The 403-nt window shown below is 46.7% G+C and carries 2 tRNA genes; both read left to right on the plus strand.

What is annotated here, in order from left to right:
• Positions 1 to 79 precede the first annotated feature (79 nt).
• Positions 80 to 156: transfer RNA gene (locus CWE01_RS33120), tRNA-Ile, on the plus strand.
• Positions 157 to 184: 28 nt separating this feature from the next.
• Positions 185 to 260, plus strand: a tRNA-Ala gene (locus tag CWE01_RS33125).
• The last annotated feature ends 143 nt before the right edge of the window (positions 261 to 403 follow it).

A 403-nucleotide genomic window follows, 5' to 3' on the forward strand; every position in this document is an offset into this window, starting at 1 on the left:
GATTCATTGAAGAAGACGATAGAAGCAGCTTTAAGCTCTACGCTGATAGCTCAACGCTAACGGTTACAAGCTCGAAATTGGGTCTGTAGCTCAGTTGGTTAGAGCGCACCCCTGATAAGGGTGAGGTCGGCAGTTCGAATCTGCCCAGACCCACCAATTTTGTGTGGGAAGCCTGTAGAAATACGGGGCCATAGCTCAGCTGGGAGAGCGCCTGCCTTGCACGCAGGAGGTCAACGGTTCGATCCCGTTTGGCTCCACCATTAACTGCTTCTGTAAAGCTTAGAAATGAGCATTCCATCATACGATGGTGAATGTTGATTTCTAGTCTTTGATTAGATCGTTCTTTAAAAATTTGGGTATGTGATAGAAAGATAGACTGGACGTTACTTTCACTGGTAACGGA

Origin of the sequence: Pseudomonas sp. QS1027 (assembly GCF_002814235.1) — a bacterium.
Classification (GTDB): domain Bacteria; phylum Pseudomonadota; class Gammaproteobacteria; order Pseudomonadales; family Pseudomonadaceae; genus Aquipseudomonas.